The organism is Mesorhizobium sp. ISC25, assembly GCF_042295465.1.
Lineage (GTDB): Bacteria > Pseudomonadota > Alphaproteobacteria > Rhizobiales > Rhizobiaceae > Mesorhizobium.
In genome coordinates, this window is the sequence record NZ_CP135441.1 from 2,856,337 (window position 1) to 2,878,602 (window position 22,266).

A 22,266-nucleotide genomic window follows, 5' to 3' on the forward strand; every position below is an offset into this window, starting at 1 on the left:
ATATCGACGAGTCAAGCGCAACGTCGATGTGGACCAAGGCCGCGCCTCGATGTTCAGCTCGCAACCATCATGTCCTCACCCATCAAGCGCAGGCATCAGCAGCTCACTCTCAGCTTGCCTGATCAGTATTCGCCGACGTCAATGACAGCCTGGGCAAAGGCTTGCGGGGCTTCTTGAGGCAAGTTGTGGCCGATACCGCCGGTGATGATCCGGTGCGTGTATCTGCCCGAGAATTTCTTGGCGTAGGAACTGCTGTCGGGATGGGGTGCGCCATTGGCATCACCCTCAAGGGTAATGGTCGGCACTGTGATCACGGGAGCTTCGGCCAGCCGGTTTTCCAGAACGTCATATTCCGGCTCGCCATGTGCCAGGCCGAGCCTCCAGCGGTAATTGTGAATGACGATGCTGACGTGATCCGGGTTGTCCAAGGCTGCGGCGCTGCGCTGGAAGATGTCATCGTCGAAATTCCACTGCGGCGAAGCGAGTTGCCAGATGAGTTTGGCGAAATCGCGCGTGTATTTCTCGTAGCCGGCGCGGCCGCGATCCGTGGCGAAGTAATACTGATACCACCATTGAAGCTCAGCCTCCGGTGGCAGCGGCACCATGCCGACCTGCTGATTTCCGATGAGATAGCCGCTCACCGAGACGATCGCCTTGCAACGCTCCGGCCAGAGCGCGGCAACGACATTGGCCGTTCGGGCGCCCCAGTCGCAGCCGGCGATCGTGGCCTTCGCGATCCCCAGCGCATCCATCAGGGCAATCGTATCCGCGGCGAGCGCCGACTGCTGGCCGTTGCGCATCGTGTCGTCCGACAGGAAGCGCGTAGTGCCGTAGCCGCGCAGGTAGGGCACAATCACGCGGTACCCCTTTGCGGCAAGCAGGGGAGCGACGTCGGTGTAGGTGTGAACGTCATAAGGCCAGCCATGAAGCAGGATCACTGGGGCACCTACGGCAGGCCCCAGCTCCGCATATCCGACGCTCAGTTTTCCGGCATTGACCTGTCTGAGCGAGCCGAATGATTTCTGCCTGGCTTGCGTCGCGGATGCCCTTGCCTCGACCGTCCAAGTGGCTGCCGGCACGCTCAAGCCGAGTTCGGTGGCGGCGAACGTCATTGCTGTTGCACCAACAATGCGCCGACGGCGATGATCGACCGTCTCGGGAGCCTTACTCGCATTCATGATGAAGCCTCTATGATGACCAACAAGTGGGAAACGACTAGACCGTCGGCCACATCGGCGGACAGGAAATATTGCGCTTATTTCGACGGTGACTGCGGCGAATCCAGGATTGTAACCACTCTGCCAGGAGGCAGTGCGGCGAGCTCTGACTGAATGTCGGTAAGGTCCAGCGTTTCCTCGATTTCGCTCCGGAGAAATTCGAGACGTAGGCCATCCCGGCGCTTGGAAGCGGCTGGATGTAGCATCCGCAGAAACGGCAGCATGAGAATGACTCCTGACCTTCTGTTGGGGCGAGAGAATATGTTGCGTCTGATCTTGTGCTCGGAGCCACCCCCGGCTTTAGACGAGGCCCTCACGATCCATTGCGATGCGCACAGCCGGTCGGGCAGCCATTCGGGCGCGAAGCGCTTGCAAAGGCGCGGGAACAGGGACGTGGAAGCGCGCCGCCCAAAGCAGCATCACGAAAAGATAAAAATCCGCGACTGTGGGTTTGTCGCCGAACAGATAGTCGGTCTCGAGCCCCTCAGCGAAGAACTCGAGTTGGCTCGTAATCGTCGCGCTCGCCTTGGCCCTTTCGGCATCGCTGCTTTGGTGCCACATGGGCTTGAAGCTTCGGTGTATTTCAGTTGAGACGTAGGCCAGCGCTTCGAGAAGGTGGGTACGGCCCAGCGGCCCAGCCAGTCCCAGTGCCGGGTATTGCGACGCAATCCAGTCGAGGACGGCGATATTTTCCGTCAGCGTTTCGCCGCTATCCAGCACGAGGGCTGGAACATAGCCCTTGCGCGTGACGGTGGTGAAATCATCCCCGGAGCCTGTTCGTTTGGTCTTGAGGTTCACGCTTTCGCGCTCGAAGGAAACACCCGCCTCTTCCAGTGCGATGTGGTCCGCCATGCTGCAGGCGAGAGGGCTGTAGTAGAGTTTCACCGCTTTTCCCTTTTCTGAACCCGATTGAATCGGCGCAATTGGTCGTCGCCGGGCGGAAAACCTGCCACGCAAGACAACCGCTCCAAGACTTCGCACTTGGCGGGGACGACGACTACGACACCGACAGCTAGACGTGCCTATCCCGAGGTATGGTCGGGCTGAAGTTCGGGATCGCCGTGCGCAATGCCGGGGCATATCCCAGCTCAGTGGCCAACGGTTATCTGGAGGAATCCAGAATTTTCCGTGATGGCATCATCGACAGCCCGGCCAGTCCTTCGCTCAGGAAATCCTAAACGAAAGTATTGGACGCACGTGCCGTTGGCACGATGGCTCACACCCGGCCACGGCCGGCATATTTCGCGCGACATAAGCAGACTGGAAAGGCGAAAGCCGTGGCCTGCTTTTGCTCGATTGCCACCAACGCGATGAAGCAGCTTCCAACAACAGGAGTCGCCATCATGGCCGACCTTTCCGAAGCCTCCAAAGCCGAGCACACATTGAGCGTCGAAGCGCCCGCCGCGATCGAGATCGACGTCTCCTCGCTGACGCCGGGAACGTCGCTGATCGTCGACTGGCACGGCAAGCCGGTGGTCGTACGCAACCGCACCGAAAAAGAGAGGAAGGACGGCCAGGCAGTCAGTCTCGCCGAGCTCAAGGATCCAATTGCCCGCAACGCCAACCTGTCGGCCGATGCGCCGGCAACCGACGCCAACCGAACTATGCCGGGCAAGGAAGCCTGGGTGGTGATGGTCCAGGTCTGCACCCATCTCGGCTGCATCCCGCATGGCCAGGAAGGCGATTTCGGTGGCTGGCTCTGCCCTTGTCACGGTTCTCAATACGACACCGCCGGCCGCATCCGAAAGGGGCCGGCGCCCGAGAACATGGCGGTACCGGTGTTCCAGTTCGTTTCCGACACCAAGATCCGCATCGGTTAAGGCAGGGGGCATTTCGATGAGCGGCGACAAACACTCGACCTATACGCCCCAAACCAGAATCGAACGTTGGTTCGATGCCCGCCTGCCGCTGCCGCGGCTGGTGCACGACAGCTTCATCGTCTATCCCGTCCCGCGCAACCTGAACTATGCCTATACGTTCGGCGGCATTCTCACGATCATGCTGGTTTCACAGATCCTGACTGGCATCGTGCTGGCGATGCATTACGCTCCTGATACGGGGCTGGCCTTCAATTCAGTCGAGCAGATCATGCGCGACGTGAATTCGGGCTGGCTGCTGCGCTATCTCCATTCCAACGGCGCGTCGTTCTTCTTCATTGCCGTCTACATCCATATCTGCCGTGGGCTCTATTATGGTTCGTACAAGGCGCCGCGTGAGCTGCTGTGGGTGCTCGGTTGCACCAATCTCCTGCTGATGATGGCGATAGCCTTCATGGGCTACGTGCTGCCTTGGGGACAGATGTCGTTCTGGGGCGCTACTGTCATCACCAACTTCTTCACGGCCGTCCCACTGGTCGGCGACTGGCTCCAGCAGCTTTTGCTCGGCGGCTTCGCGGTCGACAATCCGACGCTGAACCGCTTCTTTGCGCTGCATTACCTTCTGCCATTCGTGCTTGCGGGCGTGGTGACCTTGCATATCTGGGCGCTTCACGTCGTCGGCCAGAACAATCCGACCGGCATAGAGGTCAAATCGAAAACCGATGTCGTGGACTTCACGCCCTATGCCACCGTCAAAGATGCCTTCGGCATCCTCGTGTTCCTGTTCTTCTTCGCCTATTTCGTCTTCTACCTGCCGAACTATCTCGGCCATCCCGACAACAACAGCATCGCCAATCCGCTGAAGACGCCGGCCCACATCGTGCCGGAATGGTACTTCCTGCCGTTTTACGCGATCCTGCGGGCCATCACGTTCAATATCGGGCCGATCGATTCCAAGCTCGGCGGCGTGCTCGCGATGTTCGGCTCGATCGCGGTGCTGTTCCTGGTGCCGTGGCTCGACACCTCGACGGTGCGCTCGGCGGTCTATCGCCCCTGGTACAGGGTGCTCTTCTGGCTATTCGTTGCCAATACCCTCTTTCTCGGCTGGCTCGGCTCCCGACCGGCGGAAGGCGCATACGTCGTCATGTCCCAACTGGCGACGCTTTACTATTTTGCGTTCTTCATCATCGCCATGCCGGTGCTCGGGCTGATCGAAAAGCCGCGACGGCTGCCGAATTCGATCACCGAAGCAGTTCTCGAAAAAGACAAGGCCGGCGGCAGAGGCCCGATCGCCCGGCCGGAGACTAAACGTTGAACTGGGCATCGCGGTGATCGTTCATGAACTGGTGGAACTCTCCTCTGGTCTACATCGTGTTGCTCGGCCTCGCCGGGATCGTCGTTTGGACCCTCATCCCCAGACGCTTCGCCAATGCGAAGCTGGTCGTCCAACTTGGTTTTTTTCTCGCGATGTCGGCCATGGTTCTCCACCTGCGCGTCGTGCCATACGAGGCCGCAGGGAACAACGAGACAACCGGAGGAGCGATCCTCATCGGCTCGGTCAAGCTGCTCTGGTGGGTTCACCTTGCCTGGGCGCTGATCGGATTTGTCCGTATCTATCTCGTCTTTGAGCGAAAGCCGCGCGAGGCACGTCTCCTGCAGGACGTCGTGGTCGGTGTCGTCTACGCTGGAATGTTCCTGTCGATCCTGGCGTTTGTCTTTGCAGTGCCGGTCGGAACGCTCATTGCCACCTCGGGCGTCTTTGCCGTCATTCTGGGACTGGCGCTCCAGAATACGCTTGGTGACGTATTTTCGGGGATCGCGCTTAACCTCGGCCGCCCTTACGTGCTTGGAAACTGGATCATTCTGGGTGACGGAACCGAAGGCCGCGTTGTCGAGACCAATTGGCGGTCGACTCAACTCCTGACCCCGACCAATAATGTCGTCGCGCTGCCAAACAGCCTTCTCACCAAGATCGGGGTAACAAATCTAAGCGGTCCGGACGAGAGTCATGGACTTGCCGTAACCGTCAAGATGGCGCCAACGAAGACGCCGGCGATCACCGTAGATCTCATGCGCACTGTCTTGCTGAGCTGCAATTCAATCCTCCAGGACCCTTCGCCTTCGGTTACCATCAGAAGCCTGGATGCGGCAGCTATCGAGATCGAGTTGTCGTTTCGCGTCGCAAGTATTGACCAGCGAAGTACCGCTCGGAACGACATCTTCGATCTCATTTATCGCCATTCAAGGTCGACCGGCATGCTGCTGGCGCAGCCACTTTCGGCTTCGATTGCCATGACCAACCGGCCGAGCCACGAGACGGCAGCCTCGCAAGGCTTCACCCCGATCGACCTCATCAATTCCATACCGGTATTCTCGGCACTGACGGGTACCGAGCAGGAGTCGCTCGCCAAAGCGGCCTCGGTTCGCACCTACCATAAGGGCGAGATCATCGCACGACAGGGAGAGATGCTGCCGTCGCTCATGATCGTACGGACGGGAGTCATCGTCCGGCAAATTGGCGAGGACGATGATCAACTGAAGGAGATCGGCCGGTTTGCACCTGGCGATTTCTTCGGCGAGACCGGATTGCTCGCCGGCATTGGCGAGATGTCGAGTTTGCGGGCAATGACCCCCGTCACGGTTTACGAGATAGACCAGGAAAGCTTTGCGCCGCTGCTGCACGACAGGCCCGAAATGGCCGAAGATCTTGCCGCGATCCTGTCGATGAGGGTGTCGGCTTTTAATGAAAGCGGCATCGCCGGACAGCACCACGCGAGCTCCAAATTCGCGCTCCTCAAAGCCATTCAGACGGTCTTTCGCGCCGCTCCGTTCAAGCGCGTTGGAGCACCTGGCTGACAAGGCATGCAGAAGGACAGAGATCCATGACCATCCGCCAAAGCGATATCACAGGCATCGATACACTCATCCAGCCGACTATCCGTGATTTTATGGACGGACTGAAGATAAGGCGCGCATTGCCCTCCTCGAATCGCCTCATGATCGGGCCCTTCATCCTGTTCGACCATTTCGGCCCCGCCATATTCGACGCAGGTCACGGTTTCGATATGGGACCGCATCCGCATATCGGCGTTGCGGCCGTGACCTACCTGATCGATGGCGAGATCGTCCATCGCGACAATTTCGGTAAAGTGCAGACCATCCGTCCTGGCGAGGTCAACTGGATGACGGCCGGGTCGGGCATCGTCCATTCCGAGCGCACGCCACCGGAAGTCCGGGCCTCGGGAAGCAATCTCTTCGGCGCTCAGGCCTGGATCGCCCTCCCCTCCCGCTATGAAGAAATTGCTGCCGATGTCGCACATTTTGGCGCCCCCGAAATACCGAGGATCTGTGCCGACGGCGTCGAGTTTACGTTGATCGCCGGCGCGTCCGACGGGTTGGTCTCGCTGGTAAGGACGTTCTCCGACATGGTCTATGCCGAAATTGTGCTCACGAGCAGTGCGCGCTACCAGGTGAAACCCGAATACCGTGAGCGTGCGATCTACATCGTCGCCGGTGAGGTTGGAATTGTCGGCCAGTTCGGTACGTTTCATGAGGCTGAATTGATAGCTCTGGCGCCCGGCGCTGAGATTGTGCTCCAGGCGCCTGCCTTCCATGCGGCGAGACTGATGCTGATAGGAGGCGAGCCCTTTTCCGAGCCACGTCATATCTATTGGAACTTCGTCTCCACTTCAGCCGAACGGATCGAGCAGGCAAAGGCGGATTGGCGCGAACGCCGCTTCCCCCGCGTGCCGGGAGAGCATGAGCTCATGCCTCTGCCAGATGGCAGCGTGTGAGGGACAAGGCAGCGGAATGGTGACCTCAGCGCCGCCAATGCTTCACGCCGGGTGGCGCAGGCAGACCACTACGACATCAAGTAGAGATCGTTCATCGTTTCCTCATCGAGCAAACCATCGAACCAGACGTCGAAGATTGTCTCGAGCAGGAACTCGTCGTTGCTTGCTTCGGAAAACAGCGTGAGAGACGCGTGCAACTTCTTCGCATCAACCTCACCGAAGACTGCGCGAGCGTTTAGGCCGGAGAGCCGCTGCAGGATGCCAACGCATTCCCGATAACGGGCTCCGAGGATTGGAAATGAGAGATAGGCGCTGGCTTCATCGAGCGATGTGATTGCATATGGCTCCGGCGCAGTACCGCCTCGCCCCGTGGCCAACCTTGGGAAGATGAACTCCATATAGGGAGTGCACATCATGCCTCGACGTAGAATAGCCAGCACGTCGTCGTAGACCGGATCCTGCGCGCTGACGAACCTCTGCAAATCATACTCGTCGTGCATTTGGATGGATCCCTGGAAAACCCTCAACATTCGTGCCCTGACTAGCCGTCGACGACATCTGCGTAGTCCGGGTGCTTGGCGAAAAAGCGGCTCATGAAGGGACATTTCAAGATCGCTTTACGGCCGGTTTTGCGGAGCAGTTCGAAGGTCCCTTGCGCCAATTGCGACGCGATCCCTTGTCCGGAAAATTCCGACGGGACTTCGGTGTGTATCAGCGCGACCTTCCCGCCCTCGAGCCGATAATAGGCCGCCGCAAACATATCGCCGGCAATCGGCAGCTCGAAACGGTGCTGTTGGACGTTTTCAACGACTTGTGCATCCATCTTTATCTCTCGATTGTATGTCACGTCTGTCACCGGAGGCAGATTGGCGGGCCGCTATCGCACCGCAGGCAACCGCAGAGTGACGGTCGTGCCTGCCCCAAGCGTGCTCTGAATATCGATGCTTCCGCCTGATTGCTCGGCAAAGCGCTTCACCATCGGCAAACCGACGCCGCCGAGGCCTTCGCTTTTGGTGGTGAAGAACGGATCGAAGGCGCAGACCATTGTCTCGCTGGTCATCCCGATACCGTTGTCCGCGACACGGATATCTACCTGACCGGCGGTAGAGCTTTCAGAGGCCAAGCCGGCATCGATCGAGATGAAACCGCCGTCAGGCATTGCATCGCGCGCGTTGAACAGAAGATTCAGAACCGCATTTTGCAATCCAAAGCGATCGCATCTCACCAAAGGCAGGTCGGACCCAACCCGAAGCTCAAGACCGAAATTGGCATCCAAGGCGCTCCGCACGAGGGTCTCAATCTCAGCCAGGCAAGCACCTACGTTTGTGTATTCGATTTCCGCGTGGCTCTCTCGGGCTAGACTGATGGTTTGCCGGACAAGGCCACCAGCCCGTTCCAAAGCCGTTTTGGCGCCGGCAATTACAGGCCCAAGCGCCGGAGCCGCTTGGATGCCCGGATCGCGGGCCAGGTGATTCAACGCCGACGAGGCGACCTGAATGAGATTGCCCAGATCATGGACGATGCCGGCGGTCGACATTTGCACGGACATATCACTTCCAGGACCATCGGGCGGGCTGTCGAAGACATCCTCTTTTATGTCCGGACGAAGCATTTCATTCCCCGCTGGCTAAGTCGGCACCTATTTTCTGCAATACGCTATAATCTGCAGAATTTACTTTCCATTATGTCTAGGAATATGCCGATGCATACTTATGTATATCCAAATGCGAGACTATGATCTATTGATAGCCGATCCCGCTGATGTAGTTGGCAAGCAGCCGTTCCTGCAGCTCCTCTTGTTTGAAGAGCGCCTTCATCGCATCGCGGATATCGAGGACGCCTAGCGGTTTCGAGTCAGCCCCGAGCACCGGCACATTCTGAAGGCCTTGCGCGGCCATGGTCTGCCAGACCGAATGAAGGTCGTCATCGGGACCACAGGACACGATGGACGTGCTCATCAATGCCGCAATCGGCGCTTCTGTTGGCCCTGAATTCGCCAGATGACGGACAAGGTCCGACTTGCTCAGCACGCCTGCCGCCTCCCCACTGCTGTGGCACACCACGACCAGGCCTATTGCGGGCCTGGAAAGTGAGAGTGCTGCACTGCGGAGTGGAGCGTCGACATCGACCACCATGAGACGGGCCGATATTAGTGGATGCAGACTGTCAATGCGCATGACGTCCTCCTGAGAGCGCCTCGCGGCCGCGGCCGGGAGGCTGGGTCGGTTCCAGGGTTTGGTTGCCGAGCTCGGCGCCTTCGCCTGTCCGGTCAGAATGGCGCGCAAACTGGCGCCATTCTGACCCATTCCAAAGATTAGCTTAGTGCTGCTTTGCTCAGGCCAAGCTTCGCATCGCCTGAGCCCGGGACGGGTTTGAAGCCGATGTTCAGACGGTTCCAAGAATTGACCGCCATCACAACGAAGGTCAGATCGGAGATTTCCTTCTCGGAAAGCTGCGACCTGACCCGATCGTAGATCTCGTCCGGGACACCCTGCTCGGGCAGCTTGGTCAAGACTTCCGTCCATGCCAAGGCTGCACGCTCGCGAGGAACGAACAAGGTCGAATCCCGCCAGGCTGCCAGGTGGTAAAGGCGCAGTTCGCGCTCGCCGTGGATCTTCGCCTGTTTGACGTGCATATCGAGGCAGAAGGTGCACCCGTTCAGCTGCGCGGCTCGGACTGCAACAAGGTCGCGGATCGGTTCTTCGATCGACCCCTCTCGCGTCGCACCAAGAAATTCAATAAATTTCTTCAGAAGTTCTGGCGACTGCTCCGCATAACTCGCGCGTTGGGCGACGGCTTTTCCTTTCGGAGCGACCGGTGACGCTGCAATATTCATTACTTATCTCCTTGAGGTGTTTGCAATCCATTGCAGCGTAAGGATGACCGGTGAGCCACACTGTTGCTATCGTGCCTATGATATGTATTGCCGCTCGATTGGTTTGGGGCGCCTAAACCGAAGTATAGGAGGTGGAAATTGACACCCTGAACGCTGCCCTCGGCAATTCGCTTTGCCGCAGGCATGCGGCAGGCGCGCGGCGTTTGGATCATATGAAGGGCTCGGCTGAGCTGGGCGGCGTCGATCGAGAGACCTGGATCGAAACTGCGTTCACTCTTCGAAGGGAGCGTTCATCACAAGATTAACTGCCGAAGTCGCCTTGTAGCCTGAAACAAAGCGCTCGCCGAAGTCCCGGGCAAAGTTGTCGTAGGTGGTTTCCGGCCTGACCTCGGCGATATGGCAAAAGCATCGGGTCATCCGTCGCTTCATTTGGAGGCGTGGAAACTCACCGATGATCTTTGCAATCTCGGCTGACGAAACGAGGCTGTATTGCAAGCCGACGACATCGAGGCAGATGCCAGCTGTGCAAAGCGCCACCTCAGCCTCCTTGTAGAGGCCGATCGACGGCGTCGAGTTGAGGGCAACGCTGTCCCAGATCAATTGGGCGCGCCGCTCGTCGAAGCCGCCCTCCCGAACGAAGGTGCGGGCAAGATCGGCGCCTTCCACTTCGAAACGGCGCGGCCCGGCGAAGTCCTCATTGAGCGTGACATCATGCAACAGGGTTGCAACGGCAACAACCTCCGCGTCGTGCTGGATATTCTGAATCTGTCCGATCCGGGCCGCGAAAAGCCAGGATCGGACCACGTGGTTGAACAAGTAGGGTTCACATCGCTGGCGGGCATGTTCGATCGCCCGGCCAACAAGCGGTGTATCGGGGACCGAAATCCCCGCAAGTGTGCGGATGGCGATCGAATTCATGTCACTGACCGTCCCTTCGCGTACGCCCCGATGGTCCCAGGGGCTACGATTTCATTTCGCGTTCGTCGTCAGTTCCGTCTCGCTGGTGTCGACGACGAAGATCGCAAGCAGGCGAGCGCGTTCGGTCTTACTGGCGTTTTCGCTGACGGCATGACGATCGCCCGGAAATTCCGAGAAACTTTCGCCGGCGCGATAAGTCTTCACGGGGCCATCGTTGACCTGGCTTCGCATAGCTCCCTCCAGGACGGTGGCATAGATGAACGCGGATTTGGGATGGGTGTGGGCCGGCGATGTTCCGCCCGGCTCGTACTCGACCAGCACGGCTTTCATACTCTTGCCGGGCACGTTTGGAAGAGCCTGGTCGTAGACAAGCTTCACGCTTGCATCATCGGCCATCGCTGCAGTGACAGAAGCGGCGGCGAGCGCCGCCGCGCAGAGAAGTGTTTTGATCATGTCTGGTCTCCTTGTTGAAATACGAATGGTAAGAGAGTGCTGATCTGATGGATCAGAGGATCGGCGTTCGCTTTTGTTTGCTTATTTCGGCGGCGTGTATCGGCTGAGCCAATCATCGAAACGCACGGCGCCGATGCGCGCGTTGTCGCCGGGCACCAGCGTTCGATCGTCGATTGCCACTTGGCCGTAGTAGAGCGCGCCCGGATCCGGAACGACTTTGCGCGGGTCGTTGGTGGCCTTCAGGAAGCGCTCGACAAGTTCGCTCATGCGAACACGCTCCGGACCGGCAATTTCGATCATGCCGTTCAACGGCGCGGCAACCGCGACGTCCGCCATCGCATCGGCAACATTGTCAGCCGCCATGGGTTGGAAGTAGGCCGGCGACATATGAATGGTATCCCCGACGGCGCCCGTGTTTGCGATGGCGGCGGTGAATTCGAAGAACTGAGTGGCGTGAACGATGGTGTAGGGAATTCCGGACTCCCTGATCAGCTTTTCCTGAAGCAACTTGCCGCGGAAATAGCCCATGCCCTGCAGCCGATCGGTACCGACGACCGACAGCGCCACGTGATGACGGACGCCGGCGGCCGTTTCGGCCGCAAAAAGATTACGCCCGGATGCCTCGAAGAACTCCAGGGCAGCCTTTTCCTCGAACGACGGCGAGTTCGCGAGGTCGACGACGACCTGCGCACCAGCAAGCGCGGCCGCCAGACCCTCGCCCGTAACGGTGTTGACGCCCGAATTCGGCGACGCCGCAAGCACGTCGTGTCCTTTGTTTCGCAGTCTCTCCACGGTCTTTGAACCGATCAGCCCGGTTCCGCCGATGACGACGATCTTCATGTCTAGTCTCCTGGTGTTGCGTGTCTATTTTCGTTGCTCGATCGGATGCTGGCGTTTCCGGCCTGCTACTGACTGACCGATGCAGCAGCATCCTCGATGAGTGACGTGACCTCGTCGGGATGCGAAACCATGAGCGCGTGGGACGCACCCTCGATGACGACGGTCTTTACCGCGTGCGCACGCTTGGCCATGAAGCTCATGACGGCTGCCGGGATGTTCCGGTCATCCGAGCCGTAGATCATGTAGGACGGCAGCGTCTTCCACGAGGCGACGCCCGAGGTTTCAGCCAGAGCTGCCTGTGCAACAGGGCGTTGAGTGGCAGCCATCAGCAAAGTCTGCTCTTGCGGAACGTCGGCGGCGAACTGGGCGCGGAACTTGGCCGGCTCGATGAAGAGGTCTTGTCCGCCGTCCGGCAACGCGACTGGAGCAAGCGCGCTCCCCAAGGTGCTGCCGGGAAACATGCTGGACAACGTAAGGCTCGATTCGCCGGTATCCGGCGCGAAACCCGCCACGTAGACCAACGCCTTTACATTGGGATTGCCATTGGCGGCCTCGGTGATGACAGGCCCGCCATAGGAATGCCCCACCAGCACGACCGGCCCGGAAACCGACCGGACGATGGCTGAGACTGCTTTCGCATCGCTGGCAACGCCGCGGAGCGGATTAGCTGCGGCTATCGCTACATAACCGTCTTTGCTGAGCTTGGTGATGACTGCGTCCCAGCTCGACGATTCCGCGAAGGCGCCGTGCACCAGTACGATCGTCGGCTTGGGCTGAGAATTCGCGGCCTGCGCCATCCCGCCGCCCGACGCGGCAAGCGCTGCAGTGAGCGCCAGGACTCGAGTTATGTTTCGCATTTGCTTTCTCCCGTGTGGCCCGTGGTGACCAATGCTCAGGAGAATGCGCCGACGCGGCCCGCCAACCTATTGTGCGGAAGGGTCTGTCATACAATGCCAAGGTGCAGGGTAGGTCACCGGGGAGATCAGGTGCCCTGCAGCATGTTTGAGGTAGCTATGCCGGGTGTGCACTGTCGGCAGCCGCCGGAACAGACACTGAGGGCGCGCGGGCCGGAGAGCTGTCTTTGCAAGACGCCGCTGCCGCCGTGGCCAGTACCTGGCGCAGTCGATCCGTTGAGCGCTGGTCAGCCGGCCGGATCGAACACGATTTCCGCCTGACAATGCTCGGCCCGGCAGCAAAAGCCTCCTCTCGTCAACGACATAGTTCCTGGCCTTCGGCCCGCATCGCCCAATGCCTTGGTATGGGTCAAACAGCCGGACCGTCTGATCGTGTCGCTGCGTCACGACATTTATATTTGTATGGGTGAATACCATCCAAGCTATTAATGGAGTTACTGAAATGAAAATGACAGTCCTTGCTGTCGCCGCGCTTGTTATTACAGCAGGAAGCGCCATTGCCGGAAGCGACCACTATGGATCAAACGGAACCCAGCAGCCTGCGACTGCGTCTGACAACATGTATACATCCTCGATCAGAAAAATGAACAGCGATACCGGGGTGCCGAAAACCGTACGCAAGCCGACTGTTCCCAACGATGAATATGGCCAGGGCATCTGGGGTCACTGATCCAGACCAACAGAAAATTGAAGGGCCGGGGCGTGATCTCGGTCCTTCCGCCGTGTCGGCGAGCCGACTTCTCTCTTGCGCGTCGATCCCTGCAATGCGACTCTTGCCGCTTACGTGGCTCAATTTGCACCACGTCGACGAAACGTCTCGCCTCCGACCTATTTGGCGGGAATCGTGCGGCAGCTTCCCGGAAAATCGTCGTGAGGAAGACCGATTGCTCAGGCGTTATTCGGCGGTCTATTGGCGCGACGACATCGCAGTCGTGGCTCAGAGCACTGCCATCCCGCCGTCGACCCGCAGATTGATGCCCGTGACGAAACTGCTCGCGTCCGAGGCAAGGAACAGCGCGGCTTTTGCCAGCTCTTCCGGCTGCCCCATCCGGCCCAGGGGTATTGCCTCCGCCATCGCCTTTTCAAACAGCCCGCGCTGCTCAAACGGCACGCCTAGCTTATCGAGAATAGCCGTATCCACCGGACCTGGGCTGAGCACGTTGACCCGGATGCCGCGAGACTTCAGTTCGATCGCCCAAGCGAGCGCAAAGGCATTTATGGCGGCCTTCGAGCCCGCGTAAACAGCATGACCGTCCAGAACCTTCTCGCTGGCAAGCGAGCCTGTGAGGATGATTGCGCCGCCGTTCCGCATGATCGGAATCAGCTTCTGGACGCCGAAGAAGACGCCTCGCGTGTTGACGGCAAATTGCGCATCATATTCTGCCTCGGAGACGTCGGCCGAGTGCGTGATGGTGTTTATTCCGGCGTTCGCCATATAGATGTCGAGCGCCCCGAACCTCTGGAGGATCTGCTGCGCCACCTCATCATGGTGCGCCACGTCGGCCACATTTCCCTGAATGCCCAGCGCGCCTGCCCCGATCTGTGCGACCGCTTCCTCGACCGCCTGCCGCCGGCGGCCGGTAATGACGACTTGCGCGCCCTCGGCGGCAAAGATTTTTGCAGCCGATAGTCCGATCCCGCTGTTTCCGCCGGTGACCACCGCGATCTTGCCTGATAGTACGCCCATATCGTACCTGCCTTCGAAAAATTGTGCCGGCGCTGCTGCGATAGTCGCAACTGCTGGCCAAGAAAATTTCACGCCGAATTGAGACCGCCAAAATGAGCGGCAATCGCAAACGACTACCGATTGATAAACTCCCGGCGCTTAGCCAGTTTGACGTCTTCGAGAGCACTTTGGCCTTCAAGGCAGAACAAGCGCGCGGCGACGACCCCCGATAGCGCGACGTAGTGTCGAACGCCGGCGATCGCCTCCGCGCTGCACAGCCGCAGTTGCCCGAATGGCAGCCGTGGCGCAGCATATGTTTCGCGCCTTTGCCAGCGCTCCAGCTCGATGGCGCAGTGGTTCGCTTCCACAATCCGAGACATAAGCCGACAGAACCAGCATTCGGGCCAGCGCTCGGCTATGCGAGCGCATAAAGTTTGGCCTCGCGGGCCGCCTGACATGCGGTTCAAACCCCGCGAGAGGTTGCCAAAGATGGTCATTGACCTCTCCATTGCATAGGCGACGAGCGGTCGTGATTGCAGGAACGCTATCCTTTGATGAAGGCGAGCAGATCGGCGTTGACCTGGTCCTGGTGCGTGGCCGTGATCCCGTGGGGCGCCCCGGGGTAATATATGGCCTTTGCACCCTTGATCAGCCGCGCCGACTTGACTGACGAATCCTTGACCGGGACGATCTGGTCGTCCTCGCCATGCAGGATCAGCGTCGGTATATCGAACTTCTTGAGGTCCTCGGTGAAGTCGGTTTCGGAGAACGCTTTGACGCATTCATATGCGTTCACGAGACCGACCTGCATGCTCCAGAGCCAGAACTGATCCAGAATCCCCTGGGAGACCATGGCGCCTGGCCTGTTTGCACCATAAAACGACGGTGCGAGATCCAGGTAGTGCTGCGAGCGATCCTTGAGGAGGCCAGCCCTTATGCCGTCGAATACTTCGATCGGCAGACCTTCCGGATTGGCCAGCGTCTTCACCATGATCGGCGGAACCGCAGCGATAAGGACAGCCTTGGCCACCCGCTTCGTCCCGTGCCGTCCGATATAGCGAGCAACCTCGCCTCCTCCGGTCGAATGGCCGACCAATGTGGCGTCCCGGAGATCCAGCGCCTCGATCACGGCTGCAAGATCGTCGGCATAGCCGTTCATGTCGTTGCCGGACGTGGCCTGGCTCGATCGGCCATGGCCGCGCCGGTCATGGGCAACGACGCGGAAGCCGTTATGGGCAAGAAAGAGCATCTGGCTGTCCCAGGCGTCGGAATTCAGCGGCCATCCGTGCGAAAATGTGACGACAGGACCCTTGCCCCAATCCTTGTAGTAGATTTCGGTGCCGTCCTTGGTCGTGATGGTGCTCATCGTCTTGGTTCCTTTGATTGAGGGGGAAGAGGGAAGGTTTTGCTTTCGGCTCGTTGCCGAAGCAGCGCGGGGCAGTCCGGCGGCAACCGTAGAGATCAGACCTGCCAACAAGACATCGCGGCGAGATCCGCCGACGGAGAAAAGTCCATCCTTGTTCATCATGTCCATCCATGTGCTTTGAACATCCTGCTCACCATCACGACCGTCGAGTCGGCCTGTGCGGTCGCGTTCGGGGAGGAGCGAGCGAGGAGCGCTCGAACCCGACGGTCGTGATGGCTTGCAAGAACAAGATGCGTCGATCCGGGCCGCGAACCTATTCTACGGAAGCATCTGTCATACGATGCCAAGGTGCAGGGCAGGCACCCCGAGGTCCTGGAGCTGTCGCCGAGGTGGGCTAAAATTGCCATGACGTTAGTGTCGTGCGCGAAGCGCCGCTCGTGCGGCAGCGGCTACAAACAGAACCTATCTGTCCGTATGAGGATCCGCTTCTCAAAACGCAAAGCGGCTGATCAGGAGCAAGTCATCGCCCGAACACAGCGCGACAAGATTTGCCAATGTGGTCCTTATACTGAGGAATCAACTCACCGCCGGTTAAAAGCGTATATACTTATGTATACTGCGTGTAAGCATCAGGCCAAAGATCCGCTAGCTTTCGTTTTATAGACATTAAGTGGCATTTGCCGCTCTTGGAGCCCTTTGGACCTCACAATCCCGGAGTGCTTTAATGCGCCTTAGCTTTCTTTCTGGTTTCCTCATTGCGGTCCTTGCTGCCGGACCATCGACTGCTGCCAACGCTCCGCACTCAGACGTGCCGCTCGGACATTCGACTGACCTGTCAGCACGTATCGTCGACGGCAAGGCCGACGTTAACGGCGTGGTCTATCACTATTTGCTGGCGGTAGGCGGCCCGAAAACTGTTGTGTTGTTGCACGGTTGGGGCACGACCTCATACATGTGGCGCTTTGTAATGCCACAACTGGTGGCGCGCGGTTACACTGTACTTGCGCCCGATTTGCGCGGTTTGGGGGACACCGCCAAGCCTGCGGCCGGCTACGAAAAGGCGTCGATTGCCGAGGATATTCACGCACTCGTCAATCAGTTGAACCTTGGTCCGGTCGTCAATCTTGTCGGCCACGATATGGGTGGCATGGTGGTTTATTCCTATGCGGCGCAGCACCCGGAGGAAGTCACCACACTAACCATCCTTGACGTTCCACTGCCAGGCATCGAACCATGGAACGAATTGATCCAAGGCCCTCGCACTTGGCATTTTCGCTTCCATTCCGTACGCGACGTACCGGAAATGCTCATTGCCGGTCGCGAGCTTGAGTATTTAAAGTGGTTTCACAATGCAGAGGGGGTAAATACTCGCGCGTTCGACAACGAAGCCGACGAAGTCTACGGCCGTTCCTATGCCCAGCCTGGCGCATTGCGCGCAGGCTTCGAGTACTACCGAGCCTTTCCCCGTGACGAAGAGCAGAACAAAGCCTTTGCAAAACACAAGCTAACGATGCCGGTACTCGGAATAAGCGGCTCAGGTGGCTTAGGATCGATGTACGAAGACCATCTCCGCCACGTCGCCGAAAACGTACACGCCGTAGTAGTCGAGGGCTCAGGCCACTGGGTTCCGGAGGAGCAGCCAGCCGCCGTCACCAAAGCCCTGATCGAGTTCCTGCCACCAGCATACTAAGCTTCGCTGATGCCTGAAGGCACGACATTTAGCGATAGTCGTCGTGATGGAGATACGGCCGCTCCAAAGCTTTCCCAATGCGCCGCTGCCAGCTGGCGACGCGCGGCAGGAACTTGGCAGTGCAGCGTCAACATCAGATTACACGCGGCGGTTATCGCTCTAAGCTCTATAAAGGTTTTCTGAGTCCGGATGGTCCTGGGCAAGCTTTTCTTAACGAAGAAGCGCCCGCCGCCTGGGGATCTTATCGGACGGAGGCATGGTTCAGCCTATTCGAAAGTCTTGGCCGCGCCGGCCTCGCGCATCGGCGCGGGCAGCGTTTCCCACGCCCGGATCAGCTCACCGATAGAAGCGGCCTCCATCTTCCGCATGACATTGCCGCGGTGAAGCTTGACCGTCACTTCACTGATGCCGAGGTCGAAGGCGATCTGCTTGTTGAGGCGTCCGCGCGCCACTTCTCGGAGAACCTCGCGCTCGCGCGGCGTCAGCGTCTCGACGCGCTCGATGTTGCGCTTGACGATCACCGCATCCGCCCGCCGCTTGGCGTCGACCGCAATGCCCGTGATCACGGCGTCAAGCAGGGTCTGATCCCGCACCGGCTTGGTGAGAAAGTCCACGGCGCCGGCTTTCATCGCCTGGACAGTCATCGGGATGTCACCATGCCCGGTCAGGAAGATGATGGGTTTGGGGTTGCCGTTTTTCGCAAGATGGTTCTGCAGATCGAGACCGCTCGTCCCTGGCATGCGCACGTCGAGGATCAAGCAGCCGGGGCTCTCCAACACGTCGGCATCAAGCAATTCACGGGTCGAGGTAAAGCACACCGGCAGAAAACCCGCCGACAGGATCAATTCAGACAGCGCCTCCCGAACAGAGGCATCATCATCGACAATAATGACCAGCGGCTGCTCGGCTTCAGCCCTCCGCTGCTGTGATGACGGCGTCGATCGCCGTAAGGGCAATAGGTCAACTCTCATGTTTGGGCTCCGTTTCTGGGTTGCGTAAAGCGTCGCCGATCGCCGCAAGCAGTGCCTGGCCATCGAACGGCTTGCGGAAAAGCCTGCCAACGCCCTTGGCACGGTGCTGATCCACTATCTCGTGGCGGCCGGTGATCAGGAACACAGGCAGATCCGGACGCGCCTTCTTGACCAAGTCGCGAAGTTCAAAGCCGTCCATGCCGGGCATCCCGATGTCGGTGATAAGCATGTCCAATCCAGACAGGCCGCTGACCAGCAACGACCTCGCCGACGAGAAGCTGCACGCCACATAGCCGGCGGACTCCAAGAGGTCCTCCAGCGACTCGAGCAGTCTTGGGTCATCGTCGACAATCGCCACGACAGGCCTCCGCTTGCTCACGCTCAGCTCCCCCCTGCCCTGCGCGAGTGCGTGATCGGTATTCCCAATCGCTCGGCGATGCGCACTAGGTCGGCGAGCGACGCCGCGACCATCTTCTGCATGACGTTCCTTCTATGAATTTCCAGCGTAACTTCGCTGATCCCCAGTTCAGCGGCGGCCTGCTTGTTGAGCAGGCCGCTGACCACCAGCGGCAGCACCTCACGTTCGCGCGGCGTCAGCTCGAGATAACGTTGCTTCAGCACGCCCAGCTCGGCGCGCTCCGATCGCTGTACCCGATCCTGGGCAATCGCTGCATGGATTGCGGCCATGAGGTCTGCATCGCTGAAGGGCTTAGTCAGGAAATCCACGGCGCCGTGCTTGATCGCACGTACGGAGGACGGGATATCGCCATGTCCTGTCAGGAAAACGATCGGCGGATGATCGCCCTCGGCAATCTGCCGCTGCAGATCGAGGCCGTTAATATCCGGCAACTCGATATCGAGGATGAGGCAGGCAGGGACGTCCGGCTTGTCAGCGCGGATATAATCGCCCGCCGATCCGAACGCTACGGCACGCATGCCGTGCGCGGCCAGAAGCTCACTGAGCGCCTCCCGGATGCGTTCATCGTCATCTACGATGAAGACAATTTGGCCGTCCGTCGTCATGACGCTGCTTTCGCTTCAATCGGCAACGTGAAGATAAACGTCGCTCCACGCGGTTCGTTCTTCTCGACCCATAAACGCCCGCTGTGCGACTCGATGATCGAACGGCAGATCGCCAGTCCCATGCCCATCCCTTGCTCTTTCGTGGTAAAGAACGGTTCGAATATCCGGTCGGGAAACTCGACGCCCCGGCCGCGATCGCTGACTTCGGTCTGGACAACATCCCCGATATGGCGCACGCGGATGCTGATAGCTCCATCGTCCATCGCCTCCATGCCGTTGCGGATGAGATTGACCAGAACCTGCTGGATTTGGACGCGATCGAACGCGACTAGCGGAATGTCGCTTGCGACATCAACGCTGACGCGAACGCCCTGCCGCATCGCTTCCTCGGCCACGAGGTCGCGTGCCTCTGCGATGACACTGCTGAGCGTCGCATTGGTCCTCGTCTCGGTCGATTGCTTGAACAGTGCACGGATGCGGCCGACGACGTCCGCCGCCGAATTGGCGTCCCGGATAATGCGCTCGGCCGTAATCTTCGCGCGTTCGACGTTCGGCGGGACGGCGCCCAGCCAACGGTGGCATGCATGGGAATTGGCGACGATCGCGGCCAGCGGCTGATTCACCTCGTGCGCGATCGAAGCGGAAAGCTCGGCGAGACTTGCAGCCTGAGTGGCTTGCGCGAGTTTGTCGGAGGCTTGTCGCAGCGCTTCCCGCGCGCGCACCTCTTCGTCGATGTCGAGGGAAACGCCGTACCATTGCACAACCGCCCCGCCTTCATCACGCCGCGGCTCGACCCTGCACTCCGCCCAGCGATAGCCATCTGTTTCGCGCCAGCGAAACCGCATGGCGGAACCAACGCCTGTTTCGAAACAGGTCAGCAACGTGCGCAGCACCTCGGGAGCATCTTCGGGATGAACCAGTTCTTGCAGCAATTCCTCGATGCGCGGCTCTCCGAGTGCTTCGAAGTCAGCGATCACGGAGCGGAAATGGTCCTGGTATCGCTTGTTGAAGTAGACCGGCCCGCCGGTCGGCACCGCGCTCCAGATGCGGACCGGCACAGCGTCGATCATCTGCTGAAGCTGCAATTCGCTCCGCCGCAGGGCCTCTTCAGCTTGCATTTGATCGTCTATGTCGTGACAGAGGCCGTACCACTGGACGATGCGGCCAGTGTGATCGCGCATCGGCTCCGCCCGGCTCGACATCCAGTGATAGACGCCATCGGCGCGGCGCAAGCGATACCTCATGGAGAAGCGCTCGCCGGTGGCGAGGCAGTGACTGAGCGTATCGCCGAATGATGCTGCGTCGTCCGGATGGACGCCGGCCTTTATCATCGCCGCCAGCCGGCTGATGCCCGGTTTGTCCAAATCCGTTACGTCCAGGCCGAGAAAGTCGACCATGCGCTTGTTGAAAAAGGTCGGATCGCCATCGGGCCTCAGGCGCCAAACGTGGCTCGGAACCATGTCGACAAGCTGCGAGAGCTCCCGCTCCCGGTCGCCCAATGCCTCAAGGCTTTCACGCAAATTGAGCACCGCCGCCTGATGCTGCCGGGATATGGCGGCCACGACGAGCGCCGAAAATGCCGAGATGGCCAGAAAAAGCTGCAGCATGATCTGGTTGTGCTTCTGGGACTCGGGATCGCCCGCAAATTGGCTGGCGCCGGATATCGTGAATACCGCCGTGATCAGAGCGAGGACGGTCAATGCTACGGCGGCGCCTCTGAACTCAAAACGCACCGCGGCCCAAAGAAGAGGCGGCATGATGATGTAGGCGAAGGGCAGATAGCCGCTCAAGGAAAGGGCGGCGATACCAAGAAAGATCAGCCCCAGGACGCAGGCTTCCATCCATCGCGCTGCCGAGAGCTGCGCCTTTCCGCGCCAGTTCTGGAACACGACCAGCGCCAGTGGAGCTACGATCAGGACTCCCGTCGCGTCTCCGATCCACCACAGTGGCCAAGCCGTCGCAAAGGTTTGCGATTGTATGCCAAACCACGCAAGCGCCGCACTTCCCACCGTCGCGCTTGCAACTGGCGCAATTCCGGCGGCCAGTACGACGAATGCAAGAACGTCCCGCAATGTTTCCAGCCGAACTGGGCGCTTGCAGGTCTGGTTCACAAGCCATGCGCCGGCCACCGCTTCAAGAGCGTTGCCGGCAAAGATCAGGAAGGCCGCGGGCAGCGGAGTGTGGAACCACAAGAAGTTGCTGAACAGTTCGGCCAGACAGGCCCCTAACACCCACCACAGCCAGCTATACCTGGAGGCGAAGACAAGCGTAGCGATGAAAAGCCCGCTCGGAGGCCAAATGGAAATCCCTGTTCCAGGTGTGATTGCGAGCGACTGGGCGAAGCCGCAGCCCAGGAAATAGGCCGTAATAAAAAGCCCCAGATGCAAGAATTGGGGACGGTGCGACCAGACGCGCGATAACCTGCCTCTTTCAAGATCGCTGATCATGTTGCCGCGAATCAGGCCCGGTTCATTCGTCGCGAAAGGTCGGCCAGTTCCCGGTCCGGATCGGTCCAAGTCATGCGTTAACGCGCGCATTGCGTTGGAATCGGTCTCGCCAAGTGAGTTGGGCGCTGTCGTCATCGGGTGCCCCTGACGGACAAACAAACTCTGGAGATTGTCGGCGCTTCGTGTAGCACTTGCTCTTGATAGCTGGACTGGGCTGACGGACTCACGTCGCCACCCTAGTCCCGCCAGGCCTCAACCGCACCTCATGGAAATCCATGCATTGCACGGGGCGGCGGCGCCCCTTCACCGAGAGC

Annotated in this window: 24 protein-coding genes; 6 read left to right on the plus strand and 18 right to left on the minus strand. The window is 59.5% G+C overall.

The window, feature by feature from the left end:
* Nucleotides 1-122: 122 nt before the first annotated feature.
* Both RQ479_RS14325 and RQ479_RS14330 read right to left on the minus strand, forming a co-directional pair.
* Entirely contained in the window at nucleotides 123-1,178 is a 1,056-nt protein-coding gene (locus tag RQ479_RS14325) for an alpha/beta fold hydrolase (protein ID WP_376705577.1), read from the minus strand.
* Nucleotides 1,179-1,517: 339 nt separating this feature from the next.
* Nucleotides 1,518-2,102, minus strand: coding sequence for a glutathione binding-like protein (locus RQ479_RS14330; protein WP_376705578.1), 585 nt, complete (start codon nucleotides 2,100-2,102; stop codon nucleotides 1,518-1,520).
* Between the two features lie 458 nt (nucleotides 2,103-2,560).
* Here RQ479_RS14330 and petA point away from each other — a divergent pair, with 458 nt between their 5' ends.
* The 4 genes from petA to RQ479_RS14350 are packed head-to-tail and all read left to right on the plus strand — an operon-like array spanning nucleotide 2,561 to nucleotide 6,828.
* Nucleotides 2,561-3,037, plus strand: a complete 477-nt coding sequence (gene petA / locus RQ479_RS14335; protein ID WP_376705579.1) for a ubiquinol-cytochrome c reductase iron-sulfur subunit — start codon at nucleotides 2,561-2,563, stop codon at nucleotides 3,035-3,037.
* Between the two features lie 16 nt (nucleotides 3,038-3,053).
* Nucleotides 3,054-4,349, plus strand: a complete 1,296-nt coding sequence (locus tag RQ479_RS14340) for a cytochrome bc complex cytochrome b subunit (protein ID WP_376705580.1) — start codon at nucleotides 3,054-3,056, stop codon at nucleotides 4,347-4,349.
* 23 nt (nucleotides 4,350-4,372) lie between these two features.
* Nucleotides 4,373-5,890, plus strand: coding sequence for a mechanosensitive ion channel family protein (locus tag RQ479_RS14345; RefSeq protein ID WP_376705581.1), 1,518 nt, complete (start codon nucleotides 4,373-4,375; stop codon nucleotides 5,888-5,890).
* 26 nt (nucleotides 5,891-5,916) lie between these two features.
* Entirely contained in the window at nucleotides 5,917-6,828 is a 912-nt protein-coding gene (locus RQ479_RS14350) for a pirin family protein (RefSeq protein WP_376705582.1), read from the plus strand.
* Nucleotides 6,829-6,896: 68 nt separating this feature from the next.
* Here RQ479_RS14350 and RQ479_RS14355 read toward each other — a convergent pair whose 3' ends face one another.
* The 9 genes from RQ479_RS14355 to RQ479_RS14395 all read right to left on the minus strand — a co-directional run bounded on the left by RQ479_RS14355 (nucleotide 6,897) and on the right by RQ479_RS14395 (nucleotide 12,732).
* On the minus strand, nucleotides 6,897-7,328 hold the full coding sequence (locus tag RQ479_RS14355) for a DUF1810 domain-containing protein (RefSeq protein ID WP_376705583.1): 432 nt from the start codon (nucleotides 7,326-7,328) through the stop codon (nucleotides 6,897-6,899).
* Nucleotides 7,329-7,369: 41 nt separating this feature from the next.
* Nucleotides 7,370-7,651, minus strand: a complete 282-nt coding sequence (locus RQ479_RS14360; protein WP_376705584.1) for a GNAT family N-acetyltransferase — start codon at nucleotides 7,649-7,651, stop codon at nucleotides 7,370-7,372.
* A gap of 54 nt (nucleotides 7,652-7,705) precedes the next feature.
* Nucleotides 7,706-8,440 (minus strand): sensor histidine kinase, encoded by a 735-nt coding sequence (locus tag RQ479_RS14365; RefSeq protein ID WP_376705585.1) that lies wholly within the window; start codon nucleotides 8,438-8,440, stop codon nucleotides 7,706-7,708.
* Between the two features lie 127 nt (nucleotides 8,441-8,567).
* The gene (locus RQ479_RS14370; RefSeq protein WP_376705586.1) at nucleotides 8,568-9,005 is read right to left on the minus strand and encodes a cyclic nucleotide-binding/CBS domain-containing protein; all 438 of its coding nucleotides are present in this window, start codon (nucleotides 9,003-9,005) and stop codon (nucleotides 8,568-8,570) included.
* A 137-nt stretch (nucleotides 9,006-9,142) separates the two neighbouring features.
* Nucleotides 9,143-9,664, minus strand: coding sequence for a carboxymuconolactone decarboxylase family protein (locus RQ479_RS14375; protein ID WP_376705587.1), 522 nt, complete (start codon nucleotides 9,662-9,664; stop codon nucleotides 9,143-9,145).
* A gap of 270 nt (nucleotides 9,665-9,934) precedes the next feature.
* Nucleotides 9,935-10,582, minus strand: coding sequence for a hypothetical protein (locus RQ479_RS14380; RefSeq protein ID WP_352463948.1), 648 nt, complete (start codon nucleotides 10,580-10,582; stop codon nucleotides 9,935-9,937).
* A 51-nt stretch (nucleotides 10,583-10,633) separates the two neighbouring features.
* Complete coding sequence (locus RQ479_RS14385) at nucleotides 10,634-11,035, minus strand: cupin domain-containing protein (protein WP_376705588.1); 402 nt, start codon at nucleotides 11,033-11,035, stop codon at nucleotides 10,634-10,636.
* Nucleotides 11,036-11,116: 81 nt separating this feature from the next.
* Complete coding sequence (locus RQ479_RS14390; protein WP_376705589.1) at nucleotides 11,117-11,875, minus strand: SDR family oxidoreductase; 759 nt, start codon at nucleotides 11,873-11,875, stop codon at nucleotides 11,117-11,119.
* A gap of 65 nt (nucleotides 11,876-11,940) precedes the next feature.
* Nucleotides 11,941-12,732 carry an alpha/beta fold hydrolase gene (locus RQ479_RS14395; RefSeq protein WP_376705590.1) on the minus strand — a complete coding sequence of 264 codons (792 nt, stop codon included), beginning with the start codon at nucleotides 12,730-12,732 and terminating at the stop codon, nucleotides 11,941-11,943.
* A 499-nt stretch (nucleotides 12,733-13,231) separates the two neighbouring features.
* On the opposite strand from RQ479_RS14395, the gene RQ479_RS14400 reads away from it, so the two are divergent.
* Nucleotides 13,232-13,459: a DUF680 domain-containing protein gene (locus RQ479_RS14400; protein ID WP_376705591.1), complete on the plus strand. Its 228-nt coding sequence runs from the start codon at nucleotides 13,232-13,234 to the stop codon at nucleotides 13,457-13,459.
* Nucleotides 13,460-13,726: 267 nt separating this feature from the next.
* On the opposite strand, the gene RQ479_RS14405 is transcribed toward RQ479_RS14400, so the two are convergent.
* From RQ479_RS14405 to RQ479_RS14415, 3 genes are all read right to left on the minus strand, one after another.
* Nucleotides 13,727-14,476, minus strand: coding sequence for an SDR family NAD(P)-dependent oxidoreductase (locus tag RQ479_RS14405; RefSeq protein ID WP_376705592.1), 750 nt, complete (start codon nucleotides 14,474-14,476; stop codon nucleotides 13,727-13,729).
* Between the two features lie 113 nt (nucleotides 14,477-14,589).
* Nucleotides 14,590-14,952, minus strand: coding sequence for a hypothetical protein (locus RQ479_RS14410; protein WP_376705593.1), 363 nt, complete (start codon nucleotides 14,950-14,952; stop codon nucleotides 14,590-14,592).
* A 47-nt stretch (nucleotides 14,953-14,999) separates the two neighbouring features.
* Nucleotides 15,000-15,980: an alpha/beta fold hydrolase gene (locus RQ479_RS14415; protein WP_376705594.1), complete on the minus strand. Its 981-nt coding sequence runs from the start codon at nucleotides 15,978-15,980 to the stop codon at nucleotides 15,000-15,002.
* 565 nt (nucleotides 15,981-16,545) lie between these two features.
* Between RQ479_RS14415 and RQ479_RS14420 the strand changes: the two genes are divergently transcribed.
* Nucleotides 16,546-17,511: an alpha/beta fold hydrolase gene (locus RQ479_RS14420; RefSeq protein WP_376705595.1), complete on the plus strand. Its 966-nt coding sequence runs from the start codon at nucleotides 16,546-16,548 to the stop codon at nucleotides 17,509-17,511.
* Between the two features lie 266 nt (nucleotides 17,512-17,777).
* Here RQ479_RS14420 and RQ479_RS14425 read toward each other — a convergent pair whose 3' ends face one another.
* The 4 genes from RQ479_RS14425 to RQ479_RS14440 are packed head-to-tail and all read right to left on the minus strand — an operon-like array spanning nucleotide 17,778 to nucleotide 21,952.
* Nucleotides 17,778-18,482, minus strand: coding sequence for a response regulator transcription factor (locus tag RQ479_RS14425; protein ID WP_376705942.1), 705 nt, complete (start codon nucleotides 18,480-18,482; stop codon nucleotides 17,778-17,780).
* Nucleotides 18,472-18,861, minus strand: coding sequence for a response regulator (locus RQ479_RS14430; RefSeq protein ID WP_376705596.1), 390 nt, complete (start codon nucleotides 18,859-18,861; stop codon nucleotides 18,472-18,474). Before RQ479_RS14430 ends, RQ479_RS14425 begins: the two co-directional genes overlap by 11 nt.
* Before the next feature lie 2 nt (nucleotides 18,862-18,863).
* Entirely contained in the window at nucleotides 18,864-19,505 is a 642-nt protein-coding gene (locus RQ479_RS14435; RefSeq protein WP_352449842.1) for a response regulator, read from the minus strand.
* Nucleotides 19,502-21,952: an MASE1 domain-containing protein gene (locus RQ479_RS14440; protein ID WP_376705943.1), complete on the minus strand. Its 2,451-nt coding sequence runs from the start codon at nucleotides 21,950-21,952 to the stop codon at nucleotides 19,502-19,504. Before RQ479_RS14440 ends, RQ479_RS14435 begins: the two co-directional genes overlap by 4 nt.
* Between the last annotated feature and the right edge of the window lie 314 nt (nucleotides 21,953-22,266).